Raw genomic sequence first — 17952 nt, 5'->3', positions numbered from 1 at the left:
GATTTTAGATTTTAGATTTTAGATTTTAGATTTTAGATTTTAGATTTTAGATTTTAGATTTTAGATTTTAGATTTTACTACTTTTTCCAAATCTTCGATTTTGAAAAAGTAAACTTTGCGATCTTATCAAAACTTCGATAAAAAGCTTTGCAAACTTTGCGTAAATCTTAGTGAACTCTGCGGTTAAATTATTCACACAAAACATAATTTAAAAAAGAATTGAATTGATTTTGGAAAAATAAGGAATAACCGTATTTTTGCATCTCAAAATAAAAAATCAGTAATGGGAAGAGCGTTCGAATTTAGAAAAGGAAGAAAAATGAAACGTTGGTCAGCAATGGCTAAAACATTTACCCGAATTGGTAAAGATATCGTTATGGCCGTTAAAGAAGGTGGTCCTAACCCAGATGCCAATTCTAGATTAAGAGCTGTTATACAAAATGCAAAAGCCGCTAACATGCCTAAGGACAATGTGGAGCGCGCGATAAAAAATGCAAGTAATAAAGATACTGCCAACTATAAAGAAATTCTGTTTGAAGGATACGCTCCTCACGGAATTGCGATTTTAATTGAAACTGCATCTGACAACAATAATAGAACTGTAGCCAACATTCGCAGCTACTTTAACAAATGCAACGGAACAATGGGAACTCAGGGTTCTGTTGAGTTTATGTTTGACCATACTTGTAACTTCAGAATTGCAAAAGGAAACCTTGATCCTGAAGAATTAGAATTAGAATTAATTGATTTTGGTGCCGAAGAGGTTTTTGAAGATGAAGACGGAATTTTAATCTACGCTCCTTTTGGAAGCTTTGGAGCTTTACAAAAAGAATTAGAGAACAGAGGTCTTGAAATTTTATCTTCTGGTTTTGAGCGTATTCCGCAAATCACTAAAGAACTTACAGAAGCTCAAATCGCTGACGTTGAAAAACTAATCGAAAAAATTGAAGAAGATGATGACGTTATGAACGTTTACCATACTATGAAAGAGGAATAGTTTTTTTGATTTTTCTTATTATATAATTAACTCCGGATAAAACCGGAGTTTTTTTTTGTCAAAATGTGGAATCCCGTAATGAATATAAATAAGTATAATGTAAGTTTGAAAAATTATTTTAAAGATGATAATTATGTAAAATTTAAACGAAAAAATATAATAATTTTTTATAAATAATTCTTTTCCTGTTAAATATTTATAATATATTCGAAGCTCTTAGTTGCTAAATAGTACATCAAAAACCTACATATACATTGAAAAAAACTACTCTTAGATTACGCTTATTTGTATACACTTTAGTTTTATTTACGATCAGTTTAAACTGTTTTTCAAATACTTATATAGACACAATAAGTAATTCGAAAAAACTTTCATTAGCTAAAAATAATAACCTAAAACCAAATTTTCATCCGGAGAATAATTCTTTCAATTTCATTCAAAATTCAGAAAGTGAATTTACTAATGAATACTTAAGAAAGAATTTTCCTATTGCCGAGCAAACTTCTGACGATTTACAGAAGGCAAAGGCAACTTGTCTGAAAATTGATGAAAATGGTAATCTTACAGATAATCTGGAACCAAAGAATTTATCCCAATTACCTTTGGGTATAAAGAAGACAATTGGAGGTATTCAATATCTGTTAGGAATTAGTAGTGCAAAATTTACACCCGAATATACCGAGTTAACGGCTTTCGTAAGAATCATTATCCCACAACACGGGGCTGATGGAAAACCAAAAGAATTGTTTTTTGGTGCAAATAACATCAAGTTATCTCATAAAGGTGGTTTGGTTGGAGATACTAATCTGGTTTTACTGGGGGATGTTCCTATTAAAATAAACGGCGAAAATTTATTGTTGATTCTGAAGGGCGGAATGGACATGAAAACCGGAGTCGTTGAGAACAAAACCTATGTTACTATAGATTGTAATGGTTTTAAAGAACTTGGAATAACGGCTGATGTGCAGTTTTCAAGAAACATGCTGGAACCTGTTGATAATAATTATGTAGCTCTTCCCTCTCCTGCACTCGTTACCGGAAATTTTAAAACTATTGTTTCTAACTGGAATGATATTTTAATCGAAATGTCATTGCCTAAATTTCAGTTAACTTCTAAAAAAGGTTTTTGTTTTGAATTAAATAAAGCAGTAATCGATTTTAGTGATTTACGAAATTCCACAACTGTAAAATGGCCACCCAATTATGCTACCAAATATTTAGTACCTGGCAACGAAAATTTATGGCGCGGTCTTTATGTACAATCTCTTAAAATAGTTTTACCGGAAGAGTTTAAGAAAAAAGAAAGCAATGAAAGAATACGGTTTGAAGCCACAGATTTATTAATAGACCGTATGGGTGTTTCCGGAACTTTTTCCGGGAGCAATTTAATAGGTATTGACGAAGGAGATGCTTCAGGATGGCAAATGTCTCTTGATACAGTTAGTATAACATTAGTAGCAAATTCATTAACTGCAGCCAGTTTTGGCGGGGATATTCTTTTACCTCTTTCTGAAAAATCGGCGAGCTGCAATGGTGGTGCAAGATCAGAGCTTGCTTATAAAGCATTAATTGATCCTGTAAATAATGAATATCTTTTAAATGCGCAGGTCACAAATGGTATTTGCTTTCAGGCATTTAAGGCGAATGCTATTATCGAAAAAAACTCTTATATAGAGTTAAAAGTAAAAGACGGTAAATTTTTACCAAAAGCAGTTCTTTACGGTACTTTATCTTTAAAAGCCAGTAATAAACCAGTTACAGCTGCTGAAGCTCAAGCTGGTACAACTGCAGACAAAAAGGAAACTGTTGATTTTAAAGGAATTATATTTGAAAATTTAATATTACAAACAGTAACTCCATATTTCCGTGCTGATTATTTTGGATATAAAAATATTCAGGGCAAGGATCAAAGTGTTAGTAATTTCCCCGTAACGATTAATGAAATTGCTCTAATTGCCACTGACGAAAGTGCCAGCCTGAAGGTCGATCTTGCCATTAATATGATGGAAAATCAATTTACAGGCCAGACTAAATTTTATGTCGTTGGAAAATTTGACCGAGAAAAAGGGATACAGAAATGGAAGTATGACCATCTAAAATTTGAACAGATTTCAATTGGCGCCGATTTAGGCGGAATGAAATTAAAGGGAAGCATTACTATTATGGATAATGATCCTGTTTATGGTAAAGGCTTTAAGGGATCATTAAGTTGTGATTTTACGGGCGGTATTAAAGTCGAAGCCAATGCTATTTTTGGATCAATAGATTTTAGATACTGGTATGTAGATGCCATGGTGGATAATTTAAACATTCCCGCCGGAGCCATTACGTTTAAAGGTTTTGGAGGTGGTGCTTTTTACCACATGAAAAAAGACGGTTTCAGTAATCAATTTGCTGCTTCGGGATCTAATTATGTTCCTGATATTGAATCTGGGTTGGGTGTCAAAGCCATGATTAAATTTGCAGGTACTGCAACTTCCAGTGCTTTTTGGGGAGGTGCCGGTTTTGAAATCGCCTTTAATACTAGTGGTGGTATAAACAGGATTAGTATTTATGGTGAAGGCCACGTTATGCAAACTTTTGAAATACCTGGTGCAGAGGCATTAACCAGTGCTTTAAAAGCAGTAACGGAAAATGAATCATTATTATCTAAAGCGGCGTTAGAAGTTTTAAAAGTATCTGATTTATCTAAAGCGGCAAAAGACTTATACCCCAATACTGTAGAGACATCAATGGGAATTAATGCTTTTGCAGCTATCGAATACGATTTTAGATCAAAAACACTGCACGGTACATTTGATTTATACATTGACACACCGGGTGGTTTTATAAAAGGCCGTGCTTCAGGAAACAGAGCTGGCTGGGCAGTTTTACATTTTGCTCCCGACAAATGGTACATTCGTATGGGGACTCCTACTGATAGATTAGGAATAAAAATGGCTATTGGTTCTGTTGAAGTTGAAGCAGGCGGTTATTTCATGCTTGGAGATGATATTCCGGCAAGCCCTCCTCCACCTGATATTGTTGCTCAATTATTAGGGGTAGATGTCGCCGTTTTGGATTATATGCGTGATGAAAATAGTGTTGCTTCTGGTAAAGGTTTTGCTTTTGGTTCTGATTTTAGTATCAAAACGGGAGATCTACGTTTTTTGATGTTTTATGCTAATTTTCAAGCTGGTTTTGGATTCGATATTATGGTAAAAGATTATGGCGAGGCAGAATGCAAAGGATCAGGCCAAATAGGTATTGATGGCTGGTATGCTAACGGTCAATCATATGCATATCTTCAGGGAGAACTTGGAATTAATATTAAATTGTTTTTTATAAAAAAGAAAATATCAATTATAAAAGGCGGTGGCGCTGTTTTACTACAGGCAAAATTACCCAATCCTGTCTGGATTCGAGGTTATATGGCCGGTTATTTTAATTTATTAGGTGGTGTTGTTAAGGGCAGTTTCAGATTTAAACTAGAATTTGGAAAACAATGTGAATTCACAACCAATAATCCTCTTGAAGGCATAAAATCAATTGCTGATATTACGCCGGCAGAAGGAACAAAAGATGTAAATGTTTTTACGGTTCCTCAGGTTGGATTCAACATGCCTGTTGATAAAAACTTTAATATTGAAGGAGATAGTGGTATAAAAACATATCGATTAAAGCTTGAAGAATATACGATCAAAAAAGATGGCGTTCCGATAATAGGAAGCTTAAGCTGGAATCAAACCAGTGATTTAGTAAGTTTCAATTCTGTTGAGGTTTTACCTCAAAATTCAGATTTAGTTTTAACCGTCAAAGTTAGTTTTCAGGAAAATGTAAGCGGTAGCTGGAAAACCATATACGATGAGGGACAAATTGCTATGGAAAGTGAAACAAGAAATTTTACAACAGGTGCTGCTCCAAACAATATTCCGGTAACTAACATTGCTTACAGTTATCCTGTTTTTGATCAAAAATATGTTTATCCAAATGAAAGTAAACAGGCATATGTTGTTTTAAAACAAGGACAGTCTTATTTATTTGAATTAAAACCCGGACAATCTCAAAAAGGATTTTATAAAACTGGAGATAAAACTCTGAATTCTGCTATTACTTATAATCCAAGTCTTAAAAAAGTAATTGTTGATATGCCTGTTTTACAAACTCTTAAGCCATACAGTATTTCTTTAATGACATTAGAAGCACCAACTGATGCGAACTCGAATCTTTCTCAAAATTATGAGAAACAAGATCTTGGTAGTGATGCTGACATTGAAATGAAAAGCAATAAATTAAATGAAACTATAATTGGTGGTAATGGTGTAGAACTTTTACAATATAATTTCAATACAAGTCAATATAATACTTTTCAGGAAAAAATAACTGCAAAGAAATCAAAAGAAACTTTGGTTGAAATTATTTATGCAGATGTACACGCTTTACAATCTACAAATAGTTCTTCGGAACCATTTGATCTGGTAGAGCTTATTGGAAATGATAAAACTTTAAATACACCATTGATTAATGCCGAAGCGGTTTTAGATGATTCGTATTATAAAAATGATATTTTCCCATTAATTTATAGTGGATATCCATTGGAAGCCGATCTTGCTTTTGACAGAAATACAGCCATTTTAGGAGTACCTCCAACAAAAGCAGTCGAAACACTGGCATGGTATCAGGATTATGCGATAAATAGTCCTGAAAGTTTTGTGCTAAAAGACTATCTACCTTATAGATATAACCTACCCTATTTCTATAAAACCGATTTTGCAAATCTTAGATATAAAATTGTAAATAAATATGTAAATACGCTAAATCAGGCAATGATTGGAAAGTATAACTATATCATTAACGGACAATTTCCATACATAAAAAAAGGTACTTATAATATAAAATTGAAGTATACCCTTCCTGGAGGGCAAGCTGGTACAAGTTCAATTTTTACATACAACAAAATAAACTAGCATGAAATTTAAATTTTTAATTGTCTTTTTTTTAATTGTAACTGTTTCTGGCAAAGCACAGGTCAAGATCACTAATGATTCGATCTTATCTGAAAAAAAAATAGAAATACAAGTTATTGCGAGGGTTCAAAAAGATAAGATATTACTCCGTTGGGCTGTGAATGATCCTCTTGCATGGAAAAAATTAAATAAATATGGTTATTTATTAGAAAGATACACGGTAACCCGAGACAACAAAACTTTAGAAAAACCTGAAAAATTAGTTCTGGGAAAAGTTGTTAAACCGGAAGCCCTTGAAGCCTGGGAAAAAATTATTGAAATTAATGACGAAGCTGCTATTGTGGCTCAGGCACTATATGGAGAAAATTTCGCTGTTACTGGGGCTGACAATTTACAGTCGATTATAAATCTTTCTGAAGAAACTCAGCAACGATTTACTTTTGCTTTATATACTGCCGATAAAGATTTTCAAATTGCAAAAAAAGCAGGATTAGGTTTTGAGGATTTAAGCCCTAAACAAAACGAAAAATACATTTACAGAATATTGTCAAATGTACCTGATACTGAAATGAAAATTGCATATGGTGGTGTATTTGTAGGCTTAAAAGAATATGAACCTTTACCTAAACCTATGGATTTTACTGCTCATTTTACAGATAGCAGTACCATGTTGAGTTGGAATTTTAAGATTCTTGCACATGAATATGGCAGTTATTATATCGAACGTTCTTCGGATAAAAAAACTTTTAAAAGAATAACTGATAAACCGTATACAAGTTTAAATCAGCAAAATTTAAATAACAATCGTATTTTTTATATAGATTCGATTGCAAACAATATTTCTTATAGCTACAGAATTCAGGGAATTTCGGCATTTGGAGAACTAAGTCCATATTCTGAAATTGTTACAGGAAAAAGCAAGGCGATATTAAAATTTGTACCTCATTTAACTGTTAAAGAATTCAAAGATGATACTACTGTAAACTTAATTTGGGAATTTCCTGAAGAAGGCAGTAATGAAATTAGTGGTTTTGAACTTAACCGTTCAGACAATGACGATAGTAATTATAAAACAGTTATAAAAAATATTTCGCCAAAATCCCGAAACGTTGTTTTTAACAAATTATCATCTACCAATTATTTTACTTTAACTGCTATTGGGAAAAATGGTAATAACAGAACCTCTTTTCCTATGCTTGTGCAACCTGTTGATTCAATTCCGCCTGCTCAGCCAATTGGTTTAAAAGGTGTAATCGACAGTTTAGGAATTGTAAAATTAACATGGACTCACAATAAAGAAAAGGATTTATTGGGATACAGAATTTACAAAGCAAATAACCCTGATGAAGAATATAGTCAGGTAACTGTAAGTCCAAGCGAGCCAAATACATTTGAAGATAAGGTTGTTGTAAAAACATTAAACAGTAAGGTTTATTATAAAATTATCGCTGTCGATTATCGTTACAATATGTCTGTTTTTTCAGAACCGTTGATTCTGAAAAAACCTGATTTAATTGCCCCGGCCTCACCTGCTTTTACGAAATATGAAATAAAAGATGGTTCTGTTTTTCTGGAATGGGCAAATAGTTCCAGCGAAGATGTTGTGGTGCATCAATTATACCGCCAAGAAAACGATCATAAAGATTGGGCTTTAGTTTTTGAAACTAAAAATAAGGAAGAAAAATTTCAGGACAAAAATGTAAAAGATGGTTCTCTTTATAAATACGCCATTTTTGCAAAAGATGACAGCAATCTTGTTTCCAATCCATCACCCGGAGTAAACTTACTTGTGCCTAAATATTCTATTATGCCATCTGTAAAAGGATTTTTTGCACAGGCAAATAAAACTACCAATACAATTGATTTGTCTTGGGAATATTCTAATAATGAAGTGGATAGTTTTGAAATTTATAAGGCCTCTGATAAAGATGCATTGCAGTTAATTCAGATTGTTGTTGGAAAAACAAAACGTTTATCTGACCCTACAATTACCATTAATACTACTTATAAATACGGAATTAGAGCTGTATTTAAGGACGGAAGAACATCCAAAATGGATTTTTTTACAATAAAATTTTAGTTTATGAAAAAAAATACATTCTCTTTTTACCTCTTTCATTGTTGACATGTGAATATAATAGTACCAAAAACTTAAAAAAATGAAAATAAAAGCTTTATTAATATTATTATTTTTTGGATTAACACAAATATGTAATGCACAAGCAGATAAATATGGGATGTTGATCGAAACGTTTTTAGATGGATTTCAAGGTTGGAACGGAAGCCACGCTGGTAATCACAGGGTAACTGTTGGAAGTAAAACTGTCTCTAAAGGAAGTAATACTGAAGACGAAGCTGTTGTAGAATATGATTTTTTCTACGTTACAGATAATCCTACCGTTATTAGATGCAGTGGAAGTACTGCAGGGAATAAAGATGGTTCAGATTGTGATGAAAATAAGACGATTCCTTATAATCCTGAAACTTTTGATAGTGCATCGTTTAGTGGATGTATTGGTAGTTCAGATATTATGGGTATTTACCTGCCACAGCCATCTGGAACAAATATTTGTAAAGAAGATGTTATTAGTTTAACTCGAGGCTGGAATTGGGAATATAGTTTTGAGGATACTCCCTGGACCAGTTTTCCAAATCAATATCAATCTAAAAGAAATATTTCTTTCAAATTAAAAGATTTAGCAGGTTATGATGGGAAAAAGAGATTAAATATCAGAACAGGATATAAAACTCAGTTTACATCTTCAATTTTTTACGATATAATTCCTTGTGCACCAGGTTTAATTGGCGAACCAGAATTAAAAAAAACAACTTGTATTTATAAAAATGACGGAAAGGCAACTTTTAGTTTCAATCGGGATATAGCTGATAATGAACATTTTTTATTTAATGTTTATCAAAAATCAAACGGGCAGCTTATTAAATCACCAACTGTGTTACAAACCGATTTTCCTGATAGGAAATATACTTTTACAGATTTACCAAAAGGAACATATTATTTAATATATCAATCGTTTATAGGTACTCAGCAAACAAGTGTTAACCAGCCTCCTTACCCTGAATTTACGATAGGATCAGAATCTCCGGTAAATTACCAAATATTTGATACACAGCCTATATGCAATAATGAGCCGGGGCAAATTCGGCTGGAAGTTTCGGGTGGAACAGAGCCTTATTATTATACACTAAATTCAAATGCAGAAGTTCAATTTACATCACCAATAAATATAACAGTAACAAGCGGAGATTATTCGATTAAAGTTAGAGATAAATATAGCTGCATCGATCAAAATGCAAACCAATAATAAATGAAGAAACTTTACCTATTACTTTTTTTTCTTATTTGTGGAATCAGTACTAGTCAGGCACAATTGTATGTTATGGCAACAAATACAGGCGGCTGGACGAATTATAGTACTGTATCCGGAAATATGAATATGGGAAATTATTCCACTGAATATTGGATAAAATCAAATGGTGTTCTTCTTCAGCCAATAAAAGAGGTTGGTGATTTTTTAATTTTTGATAAAATACCAACTGCTTACTATTTTAGCGGTTACAGACCGGAATCATACTCTTGTAGTGGCTCATGTGGTGAAGAATGGTCATCAGGATTATCTGCTACTAATTTTAACATAAACTGTTATAGAGCAGTTGGTTACGGAATTGGTTACTCTATAGAAATCATACCCTATTTTAATATAATAAGCAATCAGGTTTTAGTTTCGCCAGGTGCAGACAATAATTTTTGTGATAAAATATCATTAAAAACTGTTGGCTGTACCGGGCCACAGAAGTTTTATTGGGAATATCGAATTGATGGAGGTTCTTTCCAAAAAACGAATATAAGTACTAATTACAATCAGGCTTTTGAATTTATAAAATTAAATTATCTTCTTGCTGCATATTCCGGAAATATTGACTTTAAAGCTGTAATAGATTCAGATCCATCAATTAACGGAGAAGAAGTTGATTCTAATATTATTTCTTATAATATAATACCATGCTCACCAGATTTAGTTGGTGTTCCGGAATTGAAAAAAACAACCTGTATTTATAAAAATGACGGAAAGGCAACTTTTACTTTTAGCCGAGATATAGCAAATAATGAACATTTTTTATTTAATGTTTATCAGAAATCAAATGGACAGCTTATTAAATCACCAACTGTATTACAAGCTGATTTTCCTGATAGAAAATATACTTTTACAGATTTACCAAAAGGAACATATTATTTAGTTTATCAAACCTTTATTGGTACACAGCAAACAAGTGTAAACCTGCCTCCATATCCTGAATTTACTATAGGATCAGAATCTCCAATAGATTATAAAATATTTGATAATCAACCTTTTTGTAATAATGAAAAAGGTCAAATTCGTCTGGAAGTTTCGGGTGGAACTGAGCCTTACTATTACATACTAAATTCAGATGTGGAAGTTCAGTTTACATCACCAATAAATATAACAGTAACAAGTGGAGATTATTCGATTAAAGTTAGAGATAAGTATAACTGCATTGATACAAAAGCAAATGATTAAAAATATGAAAAAAATTATACTTTTATTATTATTGATTACGGGTACACTTAGTTACTCTCAAACAGGTATCAGAAAAGTTTCTATTAAAAATCCACCTGTTATAAATACTATAACAGGAACTATTACTCATGTAAGTGGTAACGGGTTATCTAACGGACAAATTCTGTTAAATCCCATAACAGGAGGTATTACTGACGGAGCCGGACCTTATACTTATACTTGGGAGAAAACTGGGGATACTACTTTTTCTGCAAATACAAGTACAATTTCTAATTTAGAAGCCGGTACTTATACTGTAACTGTTATAGAAAATGCAAAATGTTCTAAAAAAGAAATATTTATTGTTACAGAACCACCTCTTTTAGAAGTAAACTATACAGGCACTAAAGAAATCTTTTGCAATGGAGGAACTACAACCTTGACAGCCAGCGCTAAAGGTGGCTTTTTAGCAACCAATGGTACTTATAGTTATAATTGGAAAATTACGTATGCCGATATCACTAAAGGAGTTGAAAATAAAACTGGAATAACTGTGAAAGGTGCTGCGGGTTCATATGAATTAACTGTTTCAGATAATGCTTCTCCGGTTAATAAGAGCATTATTGTTATTAATGTGACCCAAAATCCATTAATTCAAGTAACTAAAAAAACGATTCAATCTGTAAAATGTAGAGGCGGAAACGATGGTACTGCTTTATTGAATATAACGGGAGGCGTTAGTCCATATACAGTAATATGGGATGATAATCTAACTCTTAATTCTAATTCCAGAACAGGATTGGCTGCTGGAGTTTATACTTTTAAAATTAAAGACAATATAGGTTGTGAGATTTCTGATAATGTCTATATAGAGCAACCAGCAACTGATTTGGTAGTTACATATACCTCAACACAACCAACACTAACAAACAATAACGGCAAAATTGTACTTACTCCTACGGGTGGAACTCTTCCAAGTGGACCCCCCGGCTACACCTACCAATGGTCAAAAATTGGTGATACTTCATTTCAATCGCAAGATGTAAGCCAAAGAACTGATTTAGGAAATGGTACTTATAATATCACTGTTACTTCATCTTCAGGATGTCCTTTTCCAGTAATAACTGTAAAATTAGAAGCTTTAAATCTTGAATTTGTACAACAAACTAATGTAAAATGTTTTGGTGCTGCTACAGGTTCACTTACAGTTAAAGGAGTTGGCGGTACCATAACATCAGACTACGATTATACATGGTTTAAAAACGGAACCGAAATTACAGAAAAAACCGCAGCAATAACAGGACTAACCTTGGGGACTTATCGTGTAGAAATACGAGATAGTAAAGGTGATATGGTAGAAGCTACTTACACAATTACACAACCTAATGCACCTTTATCAGTTACAGATAACGCAGCATTACAGCAAAATGTATCTTGTAAAAATGGTAATGACGGTAAAATTTCAGTTTCAGTTTCTGGGGGAACAGTTGGAAGTGGTTATCAATTTTTATGGAATAATGGAAGCACACAGCAAAATATAGAAAATTTAATTGCAGGAACGTACTCTCTTATAGTTACCGATGCTAATGGATGCCAGGCATTTTTGAATAATATTGTAATTATAGAGCCTACATCTGTAATTACAATTCCTGCAGCAACGATTACGCACGTCGCAATTTTTGGCGAAAGCACCGGAGCAATTTCACTAGGAAACATAACAGGTGGAAATAGCGGTTATAATTACAAATGGTCTTCAAGTACTTATTCTGGATTTACTAGTATTACAAAAGATATTAGCGGACTAAAAGCAGGTTCATACACATTAGTAGTGACTGATAGCAAATTATGTACGGCAACGCAGACTTTTATAGTGAATCAAAATCCTTTATTAACAGTTGCACTAACAGAATCACTTTCTATAAAATGTAATGGAGATTCTAATGGAAAAATTACTTCAAATGTACAAGGAGGTGTGACAAACTACAGCTACAAATGGTACAAGAACAATGCGGAAATTATTGGTGAAACTCAAAATTTCATTGAGAATTTAGGAGTTGGAAAATATAAAGTAATCGTTAAAGATAATGTTGGAGCTATTACAGAATCATCTGAATTAAATTTAATTCAACCTGATAAATTAATCGTTTCCCTTGCAAATAAAGTTAATGTTTTATGTTACGGAAATCAAACCGGAACAATTGATATTACTGTAACCGGAGGAACGCTGCCTTATACATTTGTATGGAAAAAAGATACTGAACAAACTGTATATGCTACAACCGAAGACTTAATAAACAATTTAAAATCCGGAGTTTATAGTGTTGTTATTAAAGACGATAACAATTGCGAAACCACACTTTCGAATATTACTATAACACAACCAAATGCATCTTTATCAATTATAGATGCCGACACAAAAATTAAAAATCTAAGCGGTTTTGAAACTAAAAACGGTAGTATTGAAGTTTCAATAACCGGCGGAACTCCTCTTTATACTTATGCATGGAGAGTTAAAGGTTCTTCTGCAATTATTGGAAATGCAAAATTATTAGATCAATTAACAATTGGTACTTACGAATTGACGGTAACAGACGCTAATAATTGTTCTATTGTTAAAGAATATACTTTAATACAACCTGATAAACTTTTGATCACCGCAATAAATGAAACCGAATCAATAAAATGTTTTGGATACAAACAAGGTGTTTTAAAAGCAACAATTACCGGTGGAGCGCCAATTGGAGTTCCGGATACTAATAAAAATTATATTTACAGATGGTATAATGAACTTGCTCCTTCTGTAACAGTATCAACAACAAATCCAACAGACCTATTAATTGCAGGAAACTATTTCCTAGAAGTTTCTGACGGATTTGGAAATAGTTTTACTTCGAATAAAGTAACGATAAACGAACCCACTCCGGTAAAAATCAATTTTACGCAAACCAATGTTTCGTGTAAAAATGAAAAGGATGGGAAAATTCAGATTACCACAACAGGAGGTACCGGATTGCATACCATTTCATGGAGTGTTTCTTCCGGAGTAAATCCGAATGTCATTGATGAGTTATATGCAGGAAGTTATTCAGTAACGGTTAGAGATGAGAATAATTGTAGTGCTACTCAAAATTTTGTTATAACCGAGCCTGAAATTTTGGCTATTAAAAGTGTAGTTAAAACCCCTCCATCAGCTCAAGGTGTAGACGATGCGAGTATTGCTGTGACGGTTCAGGGTGGAACTCCAAATTATAATTTTAATTGGCTTGACCAGAACAAAAATATAATCTTTACAGATAATAATCAAAGCTCAAATACAAGTATTTATAACATTTATGCAGGTCAGTATTTTATTTCTATAACTGATGCAAATGGCTGTGAGATTATAGAAAGAGATTTAGATAAAGTCGATCCGTTGTTTATAAATGTCGTTCAGATAAATATGGTACAATGTTTTGGTGATGCTACAGCAAGTATAAAAGCGCTTACGTCTGGCGGACTTCCGGGTTATTATTATAAATGGTATAATGTAAATAATCCTGCAATTGTTGTGGGAACAGCCGAAACATTAACAAATGCAAAAGCAGGAACGTATTATGTTATTGCAACAGATTCTTTTGATAAATCTATTCAAAGTCAAAATATTACAATCAATGAACCAACAGCTTTAGCCAATACACTTTCTTCAGAATATGTTCGTTGTGGTGATTTAAATGACTGGACTATAACTTCTGCCGTTTCCGGAGGTACATTGCCTTATACGTATTTGTGGAATACGGGAGCAAAAACGGCTAATTTAACAGAAGTTGTTCCTGGAAATTATTCTTTAGTGGTAACAGATAAAAACGGGTGTACGATCAACAAAAACATAACTATTACTGCTCCAGCACATTTAGATGCATCTGAAAATATAAAAATTCCAACTTGTTATGCAGGTTCTGATGCGTCAATCGTTGTAACTACAATTGCAGGTATTGTGCCATTTACCTATTTGTGGAATACAGGAGAAACATCCAATACGTTGAACAACGCAAAAGCCGGAACGTATTCGATAGAAATTAAAGATGCTAAAGGCTGTATTATTTCAAGAACATACGAAATCGAAAATCCGCCACAAGATGTAATAGATCTTGGGGCAGATGTGACTTTATGTTTTGATCAGACTTTAACAATTAACGCTACTATAAACGACGATCAGGCAAAATATTCATGGACATCTGATAAAGGTTTTAAAAGCACCGATGCTATGATTACCGTTTCTGAACCGGCAACGTATACAGTTGTTGTTACCAATAAATTAGGTTGCCTGGCTACAGATTCTATTCAAATTTCTAGTCAAAATACGGCCATTAGTGCTGAATTTGCGGTTTCATCTCAAGCTTTCCTAAACGAAAAAATTATCATTGTAGACATTAGTAATCCTATTCCCGATGAAGTTGAATGGATTTTACCTGCGAGCGCCATTATTGCTTCTAAAGATAAAGATTATGCAGAAATAAGTTTTAATACAATTGGTGAACATGATATCACTTTGGTTACTAAAAAAGGAAATTGCGTTGCCACACAAACTAAAACCATAATCGTTACCGAAGGCGAATACGAAAATCCGGATGAAACAGATTTGCAAAAGAAATTTGATCTAAAAATCTACCCAAATCCATCTGACGGAAAATTTACTATTGATGTAACATTAGACAAAATCATGCCTGCTCACATCAAAGTGTATAACTTAAGCAACAACCAGGTAATAGATTCTAAATACGAAGAAGGCAAAGATAAATACTCGTTTAATTTTAGTTTAAACGGACTTCCGTCAGGAATTTATTTTGTACTGTTTGAATCACAGCAAGGAACTAAATTAAGAAAAATAATCATCAAATAATTTGTGTTTTTCAGAGTAGATGTTCATTAAATAATGAAAATCAATAAGCAGAAATTAGTACTGCTGATTTGGTTTTTCACAATAAAAAAGATGATTTTAAAAAGATTTAAATTTAATATTATATTGCTATTTGTAAGCGCATTAGGTTTTGCACAAAACTTTAATGTTCAGGAAGTAGCAAAAGCTAAATTAATAAACGTATCGGGAGGTGTGTCTGCAAATAGTATATTCTATTCAGGAAACGCTGCCAGAGAACCTTTTAGTTATTTTCTTAACGGAAATATCAATTTCAACATAGCCGGATTATACAATATTCCATTATCTTTTTCATATACCAATCAAAAATTTGGTTATGATAAACCTGTATTGATGAATCGTTTAAGCATTCATCCATCTTATAAATGGATCACGGCTCATATTGGTGATGTAAGCATGACCTTTTCACCTTATACTTTAAGCGGACATCAGTTTTCTGGTTTTGGAGTTGATCTTACTCCGCAAGGAAAATTTAAAGTTAGCGCGATGTACGGCCGTTTATTAAAAAGCAGCGAGTACAATAACGCTTATCCGGATCTTTTACCAACTTATAAAAGATTTGGTTACGGTTTTAAAACCAATTATGCTTTAGACAATGTAACTTTTGGTCTTATCTTTTTTAAAGCTAAAGATGAAATAAATTCCATTTCAAACCCTGTACCTGTAGAATTAGGAGTTTCTCCAAAAGAAAATGCGGCTGTAAGTTTTGAAACTACTTTTAAACTTTTTCAAAAATTACAGGTTTTTACAGAATTTGCCAATAGCAGTATTACAGAAGATACAAGAACAATCGACGGTACAAAAGCAAAAGGTGTTGCGGCTTTATTTTTAAGTCCGAACAATACAACGGCAAGTTATAATGCTTTTAAAGGGCAATTGGTTTATCCTGCCGGAAAAGGAACTTTAGGATTAGGCTACGAACGAATTGATCCAAATTACAGAACATTGGGCGGTTATTATTTTAATAATGATTTAGAAAATATTACCGTGAATGCAACTCAAAATCTATACAAAGACAAAGTTTCTGTATCTGTAAATTTAGGACTTCAAAAAGACAATTTAGACAAGCAAAAAGAAAGTCAGATGAAACGTTTGGTTTCTGCCCTGACAATTGATTACCGTGCTACAGAAAAACTGAATTTCAATTTAAATTATTCTAATTTCCAATCGTATACCAATAGCCGAAATCAGTTTGACTACATCAATCAGGTTTCTGAGTATGACTATCTGGATACTTTAAACTTTAGACAAGTCAATCAAAATGCATCTCTTGCCATTAATTATTTATTGAAAAATGACAAGCGAATTAAAAAATCGATAAATGCTAATTTTTCGATGCAGGATGCCGTAAACCAACAACAAGGACAAACGATTGCCGGCGGTGCAAGTACTTATTACAATTCCGGTCTTTCGTACAGTGTTGGTTATCCCGAGAAAGATTTAAATATTAATGCATCCATAAATAATACATACGGAAAAACCGACGGCGGTAAAAGTTTTATTATTGGTCCGACAATTGGCGCAACCAAATTATTTTTTGATAAAAAATTTACAACCTCAGCATCAACAAGCTATAACACAAGTTATAATAACGGAGACAAGCAAAATGACATTATCAATTTTAGAGTAAATGGATCGTATATCTATTTGCAGAAACATAATTTCAATATGGGAGTTATTTCGTTGTTCAGTAATTCTTCAAATGGAATTTCAACTCAAAAAAATAACGATTTAACAGGTACACTTACTTACACTTATTCTTTTGATAAGATTAAATTGCGTCCGAAAAGAGAACCAAGAACCGAAGGCTATTTAAATTTAACCGGAGATCCTATTCTGAAAATTAGTTCTGGCGGAAAAATATTTGAAGGAACACGTGATGAAATTACCACACAGTTAAAAGATATGCAACTGGCTTTACAGCCTTTACCTACCGAAGAAAATACCAATTTGGAGCATTTGCTAACATTGGCAACATTAACTCCTGACGAAAAACAATTTAAAGATAAAGTGCTGGATTATCTGGAAGCTTATAATACCGAAGCTGAAACTTTAAATAAATACAACGAATACTTGGCAGAAGCTTCACAAAAACTAGAAAAAGAAATTTCGACTAAAGATGAAAGTCTTGAAAACTCTTATGTAATTGCCATTGGAAGAGTAAACAGCCATCCGCTAAACGGTAAAACTGAAGCAGAAGCAACAGACAAAACTACTTATAAATCGTATTCGAGATTGGTTGAAAGAAGTAATAATAGCCGAGATCAGTTAATGCACCATAGATGGATGATGAAGGAAATTTCGACGCTGGCCAAAATTCCGGCAACCGAAATTCAGAAAAACCAATATGCAGCTGATTTTAGCAAACAGGAAATTGAAGAAGCTTTTAAATTGATAAAAGACAAAAAAGCATCAACAGAAATTGTAGATGCTATCGAATTAAAAATGATTCCGTTTTATCATGATTTAGCTGTAAAAAATGCCACGGTTGAAGAACTTGATTTAAAACATATTCAGAAATAAGATTCTAAAAAACTAAAGTCGGAAGACCAAACA

Annotated in this window: 7 protein-coding genes; all 7 read left to right on the top strand. The window is 32.9% G+C overall.

Annotated elements, in window-relative coordinates:
• Window positions 1–283 precede the first annotated feature (283 nt).
• The 7 genes from AC4FQ3_RS22470 to AC4FQ3_RS22440 all read left to right on the top strand — a co-directional run bounded on the left by AC4FQ3_RS22470 (window position 284) and on the right by AC4FQ3_RS22440 (window position 17919).
• The gene (locus AC4FQ3_RS22470) at window positions 284–997 is read left to right on the top strand and encodes a YebC/PmpR family DNA-binding transcriptional regulator (protein WP_007811539.1); all 714 of its coding nucleotides are present in this window, start codon (window positions 284–286) and stop codon (window positions 995–997) included.
• Between the two features lie 254 nt (window positions 998–1251).
• Complete coding sequence (locus AC4FQ3_RS22465; protein WP_491183355.1) at window positions 1252–5943, top strand: hypothetical protein; 4692 nt, start codon at window positions 1252–1254, stop codon at window positions 5941–5943.
• A gap of 1 nt (window position 5944) precedes the next feature.
• The gene (locus AC4FQ3_RS22460) at window positions 5945–8023 is read left to right on the top strand and encodes a hypothetical protein (RefSeq protein ID WP_491183354.1); all 2079 of its coding nucleotides are present in this window, start codon (window positions 5945–5947) and stop codon (window positions 8021–8023) included.
• Window positions 8024–8102: 79 nt separating this feature from the next.
• Window positions 8103–9266 carry a hypothetical protein gene (locus AC4FQ3_RS22455; protein ID WP_491183353.1) on the top strand — a complete coding sequence of 388 codons (1164 nt, stop codon included), beginning with the start codon at window positions 8103–8105 and terminating at the stop codon, window positions 9264–9266.
• A 3-nt stretch (window positions 9267–9269) separates the two neighbouring features.
• Complete coding sequence (locus AC4FQ3_RS22450; protein ID WP_491183352.1) at window positions 9270–10502, top strand: hypothetical protein; 1233 nt, start codon at window positions 9270–9272, stop codon at window positions 10500–10502.
• Between the two features lie 4 nt (window positions 10503–10506).
• Window positions 10507–15360 carry a T9SS type A sorting domain-containing protein gene (locus AC4FQ3_RS22445; protein WP_491183351.1) on the top strand — a complete coding sequence of 1618 codons (4854 nt, stop codon included), beginning with the start codon at window positions 10507–10509 and terminating at the stop codon, window positions 15358–15360.
• Between the two features lie 90 nt (window positions 15361–15450).
• Window positions 15451–17919, top strand: a complete 2469-nt coding sequence (locus AC4FQ3_RS22440) for a TonB-dependent receptor (RefSeq protein ID WP_491183350.1) — start codon at window positions 15451–15453, stop codon at window positions 17917–17919.
• Window positions 17920–17952: the final 33 nt, after the last annotated feature.

The organism is Flavobacterium sp. AK-345 (genome assembly GCF_058310175.1).
This window is presented reverse-complemented; position numbering and strand designations above follow the sequence as displayed.

Bases quoted from the DNA above. Each gene is read 5' to 3' on its own strand.
- AC4FQ3_RS22470 (WP_007811539.1), top strand. From the start codon at position 284: ATGGGAAGAGCGTTCGAATTTAGAAAAGGAAGAAAAATGAAACGTTGG.
- AC4FQ3_RS22460 (WP_491183354.1), top strand. From the start codon at position 5,945: ATGAAATTTAAATTTTTAATTGTCTTTTTTTTAATTGTAACTGTTTCT.
- AC4FQ3_RS22455 (WP_491183353.1), top strand. From the start codon at position 8,103: ATGAAAATAAAAGCTTTATTAATATTATTATTTTTTGGATTAACACAA.
- AC4FQ3_RS22440 (WP_491183350.1), top strand. From the start codon at position 15,451: ATGATTTTAAAAAGATTTAAATTTAATATTATATTGCTATTTGTAAGC.
- AC4FQ3_RS22445 (WP_491183351.1), top strand. From the start codon at position 10,507: ATGAAAAAAATTATACTTTTATTATTATTGATTACGGGTACACTTAGT.
- AC4FQ3_RS22450 (WP_491183352.1), top strand. From the start codon at position 9,270: ATGAAGAAACTTTACCTATTACTTTTTTTTCTTATTTGTGGAATCAGT.